The 4,998-nt window shown below is 47.5% G+C and carries 3 protein-coding genes; all 3 read right to left on the bottom strand.

What is annotated here, in order from left to right:
* Nucleotides 1-1,592 precede the first annotated feature (1,592 nt).
* A complete protein-coding gene (locus QZP87_RS09945; RefSeq protein ID WP_291322766.1) occupies nucleotides 1,593-2,003 on the bottom strand; it encodes a PIN domain-containing protein in 411 nt (136 codons plus the stop codon).
* Nucleotides 2,000-2,257 (bottom strand): hypothetical protein, encoded by a 258-nt coding sequence (locus tag QZP87_RS09940; RefSeq protein WP_291322765.1) that lies wholly within the window; start codon nucleotides 2,255-2,257, stop codon nucleotides 2,000-2,002. Before QZP87_RS09940 ends, QZP87_RS09945 begins: the two co-directional genes overlap by 4 nt.
* 382 nt (nucleotides 2,258-2,639) lie before the next feature.
* Nucleotides 2,640-4,112, bottom strand: coding sequence for a DUF2779 domain-containing protein (locus QZP87_RS09935; RefSeq protein WP_291322764.1), 1,473 nt, complete (start codon nucleotides 4,110-4,112; stop codon nucleotides 2,640-2,642).
* Between the last annotated feature and the right edge of the window lie 886 nt (nucleotides 4,113-4,998).

The raw sequence follows: 4,998 nt of genomic DNA, 5'->3' as shown, positions 1-4,998 counted from the left end.
TGACCTCCGGGGACTGGCTCTTTTGCCGCCTGTTATTTTGTTCAATTGCAAGTTATCAAACGGCAAAAGTGCCTGTCCCCAATTGAGACAGGTTACAAATTTTTGAAGTTTCGCTGTAGTGCTAGTGACTTAACCGTTGAAACCCTGCCTGTCACGCATATGGCGTGATTAAACAACGCTGAAAGCGTTCCTGCTTTGCTGGGTTTAACTGGGGTTACAAAAAACAAGAATGTTGAGACAGGATTAACCCAGATTAAATGAAAAGAAATTTAACCAGGCAAGCACGATTGACCCCAGTTGAATGGAAGAGATTCAACGGGGCAAGCAGGATAAGCAATCAGCGGCCCCGGTGAAATCAGCTGCGCTGTCCTTCGGCCCCGGTTAAGCATAAGAAGGCTTCACGGGGTAAAAATTTCACAGGGCAAGCCGGAAACCGCAGATTGCATTAGCCATCCAGCACTCACTTTCTTCCGGCACTCATGAAGCCGGAAGAAAGTGAGTGCTGGATTGATTACCTTTTGGCCTGGCTTCCGGGCGGGATAAAAATGCTTCTCTCTTAATCCACTCTTAATCTAAGCCTGCCACGCTTCTTTGGCGTGGTTAATCCTGTCAAAAAAACTCTTTTCTTTATTGTTGCGGGCTAAGCATCACTATGGCGGTATATCAGTATTTTTCTAATCCCTTACAAGAAATGTAACAGTTTAGCGTAAGCATTCAGGGGGTACTCAGTTGTAGTCCCTTGGCACCAGGCCTTGTTTTTTTGTTGATGTACAAAAACATACTTAATCAAACAAGGGCTGGGAGAGCCTGTCCCCCTCCGGGCAGGAAGCCGTGCAACATGCAAATGGCTTACAAATGGCTAAACTGTTACCAAGAAATTAAGTCAATAAGTTTGGTAACTGTTCACCACATATGGTGAAAAACTATTAAAACACCCTGGATTCCGGCTTTCGCCGGAATGACGAAAAAGGACAACTATCTACTTTAACCGTCACCCCGGACTAGATCCGGGGTCCATGTCTTTCTTCTTCGATCGAAATTTCTAACCAACATGCTGGCCGTAAAATCGGATCCTGGTTCTTGGTTCCTGGCTACCTCTCGTTCCCAGGCTCCAGCCTGGGAACGCTTAGCTCTTGCGGCTCCAGCCGCTTCTTAAAAAATGTGGCTGGAGCCACAAAAAAGCAATGTCCCCAGGCTGGAGCCTGGGAACAAGAAAATTTTAGGTTGAAGGCTGGAGACTGAAGACACTGGACATTGGGGAGCATTACGAGTTTTTTTGAAAATGGATGGGGACAGTCCCGAAGCCAGGGACAGTCCCCGTCCGGGCTGTAAGCCTCCGGGCAGGAAGCCGTGCCATGCCGTAGTTTATAGCTTTTTACACAAAGACAGCCTTAACACACCCTATTCATATTTTGTTTTCAAAAAACTCGTAATGCTCCCGGACATTGGATACTGGACATAGTTGCTTTTGCATGTGTCTTAATTTTGCTGATTTTTTGTTACCCCCAGAAAAACCCTGCTATGCAGGAAATCCTTCGGACTTGTTTTGCGGGCCAGGCAGGCTTTCAGCAGTAAGTCGCCAAATTACTGATTCACTGCGGCAAAATCCTGAAAACTTGATTGTTGACAGTTCTGTAAATTGAAAAGTCTTTATAATCCAGTGTGGCAATGTTTAAAATTCCGGACTCTTGTGCCAGGCAAACCAGGGTGGCGTCGGCAAAATCCATAGGCAGATCTGCATATTTTTCCATTTGGGATCTGGCTAGATGCAGTGAATCGACATCTGAAGGAACCAGGGTTACAACTCCTCTAATTACAAAATCCAGGGCTGCCTGCTGTGCCTTGAGAGAAAAATTTAGTAGATAAAGAACCTCAGTAAGGACAGCCTCAGTTGAAAAAAGCTCTCCTGAAAAAGAAGTAAACCACTGTACACAGGTATCGTGGGCGGCTTCACTTCTGTCTATCAATGCAATCCATGGACCGGTATCCAGCAGGGCCTTCATCGCTTCTGATCTCGCATCAGGTTGATAAGGTGCTGGCGATGATTTGTGCCCAGGTCTGGAATTCCACTGCTGACTACCCCTATCAGGTCCTGGGCTTTATTAGAAGGTCTTTCTCCGCGTGACTGGAGTTCAAAGTCCTCCAGAAACTTTTTCATGGCCATCCGGGCAATATCTGAGTTCCTCAGGCCGGTCTTTCCTGAAACTTCCTCAATCCTGGACTTATATTCGTCAGGCATGCGAATTGTCATTTGCATATCATACTCCATTTGTAGTCACTTTGATTGCATTGTAGTCTTTATCCAGGCTCAAGTCAACATCCACACTGAATTGAAGCTCCCACCTGCATCCGGCTTTTGCATGACAATTTCCATTGTTGGATTCATTTCTAATGTGGACCCTGCCCGCAGCCCAAAAGCACTCTCTTACGCTAAGCCTATGCGTCGCAAAGAAAAGACAAAGTCTTTTTGCCTTTTGTATGCTTGGCCTGCCTCAGTGACTTACCCATTGATTACTGCAATAAAAAACAAGGAAACTTCAGGCAAAGCGGGGATGGTCGCCCGGCATTGGGACTGTCCCAGTTAAGGCTACGCATTCTTTTCTTAAGATTGGGTTGCGGGCATAGCCAGCATTAGTGGTTTAAACTTTTTTGTTGCCGATTAAAGCCTCAACTATTTTGACCAGAGCGAGGGTATCCATTTTACAATATGCTGACAGATTACGCTGCAGTTCCTTTTTGCGGAGGGATGTTGTTTGGGGGTCAACCGCTTCCGCATAAGCCTCCTGGGCCTGGTTACCGTCCTGGACTCCGTCAAGACCGCTGTAATCGAGGTCAGGGGCCAGACAGGGCAGCACTGTTTTTATGGACCAGCTTCCATACATCTGAGGGTGGTAGTAGTGCCGACGCACTATGGGCAGCACGTCCACAATCCGTTGAACAAGGCCGTCAAGCCAGGCCGCCAGATCAGGGAACATGGCCATCAGTTCTCTGAGAATGCGCGCTTCAAAACTTGCGTAAACAAATATGGGACCGCTTTGTCCACAGGCGGCAATCAGGGACCTGGCAAACTCGCGCATGGGCGGATATCCTGTCAGGTCAATAAATTCCAGATGGCGAATCCTTCCTGGTGCGTCTTCAACATGACAGGACCATTGAAAGGGAAGCTGCTGGTATGGTCTGGTTCCAGCCCAGACTGGAACCGCAAGCTGGGCTGTTTCAAAATCAAGGTAATACCTGGGATATGGAAGAGAACCAAGGGTTGATTCAGCACCAGGCAAAAGCTCAGGCCTGCCTGATACAGTCACCCTTCTGACCCGTTCATGGCTTGGACTTTGCAGCCTGTCTTCAGGAATGTCGCGGATGTCCTGGAAACCTTCCTGTCTAAACTGCTCAAGCAAGTGTTCCCTGATTCGGGGCAGGCATTCCAGGGGGAATTCCGGCCCATTCTCTGGAGCGCATATTTCTGAAAAAGGACAACAAAAAGGTGTTGTGCAATGACCCCCGGGATCCACTTCAGGAATTGCACCCTGCAATGTGTCCAGACACTGCCTGGTCCATTCATGAATCTCCGGCTGCAGCTTCAGTACTTCATCAGTTACATCTTCTACACGCATCAGCCCCTGATAATCGCCGTCTCCGGGATAAACAAATGATGAATCAATGACAGCCACCTGGAGACCGCGCACATTTCGGCCCAGGCCATTAATGACCATGTACTGAACAGCGCAGTCCCACAGGTGATATTGCTTTACACTGGTGGATGATTTGACTTCAGTGACCAGAAGGCCTGATTTTGTGGGGATGACAATATCAGAGCGTACAAGCACTCCGTCATGAGCAAAGGTGGCCTCATAAAGAGACTTTGGCGCATCAGAGTCAAGGAGCTTTCCTGTTTCTTCCAGGGCATGGCCAAAGCCATTTTCCAGGCCGATATAATGTCCCCCGGGCGCAAGATAGATACAGGCCAGCTCACCTACCTGATGCCCGGAGTTCATCCTGGCCTGAGTACTTTGATCATATTCAAGCAGGTCAGGGCGATGGACTTCTAACCAGAGCCGCTTGGGGCATTGGATTCCTGAAAGAATTTTGGATTTGGACAGCCTGTGGGTCATGGTAAATTACATCTCATAATCAAAATTGAGTCAGGTTACAATACCTGATAAACAATTATCAGCCACAGACAATAAGCCAGACTGAAAAGACAGACACAGGATATTTTTCTGCGGGCGACCTGCCCGCAGAAAAGCTGTCAGCACCTGCGGTGCAACATTCAGTCTGTGTTACAGTCTGCCATTACGTCGAGCGCTGCGGGTGGCTGATAAATTATTTTAGACTTACCCTGAAACCCTGTCACAAAAAACAAGAAACCTGGACAGGATTAACAGGATTAAGAGATTGATAAAGAGAAAATCATTTTTGTCCTGGCCAGATGGCTAATGCAATCTGCGGCTTCCGGCTTGCCCTGTGAAATTTTTACCCCGTGAAGCCTTCTTATGCTTAACCGGGGCCGCTGATTGCTTATCCTACCCATCATGTTAATCCTGTCTAAATAGACTTCAGTTCAACATTTTTGTTGGCATCGGCATTAAACTAGTGGTAGACAGGGTACCTGAAGGACCGCTCATATCTGGATCCCATACCATGCCCAGCTTATGGCGCATGGGCCCCTTGAGCTTTACCGGCGGCAGACCTTCGGGAGTTAGTTTCAAGAAAAGATCTGGAAAATGCCTGGTCCTGCTTGCAATTTAATGACATTCTCTGTATATTTTAAGCTTACCATCGGTTAGCACCGAGTTGCAGGTAAGGCAATCAAATATTATGAGTTGCTGCATTAAAAAAAGGAGCCATGAGGATGACAAACCTGGCGTCTAATTCCGAAATAAAATACGTCCACGATGAACAGGGCCGCTGTCTTGAAGTAATCGTGCCGTATGAAGCCTGGCAGAATGCCATGGAGCAGCTCCAGTCCTTAGAGGAAAAAAACCGCATTCTGTGCGG

Origin of the sequence: Desulfonatronospira sp., from assembly GCA_003563255.1 — a bacterium.
Lineage (GTDB): Bacteria > Desulfobacterota > Desulfovibrionia > Desulfovibrionales > Desulfonatronovibrionaceae > Desulfonatronospira.
Note: the sequence above shows the minus strand (reverse complement) of the source record. Positions and strands in the feature narration are given on the sequence as shown.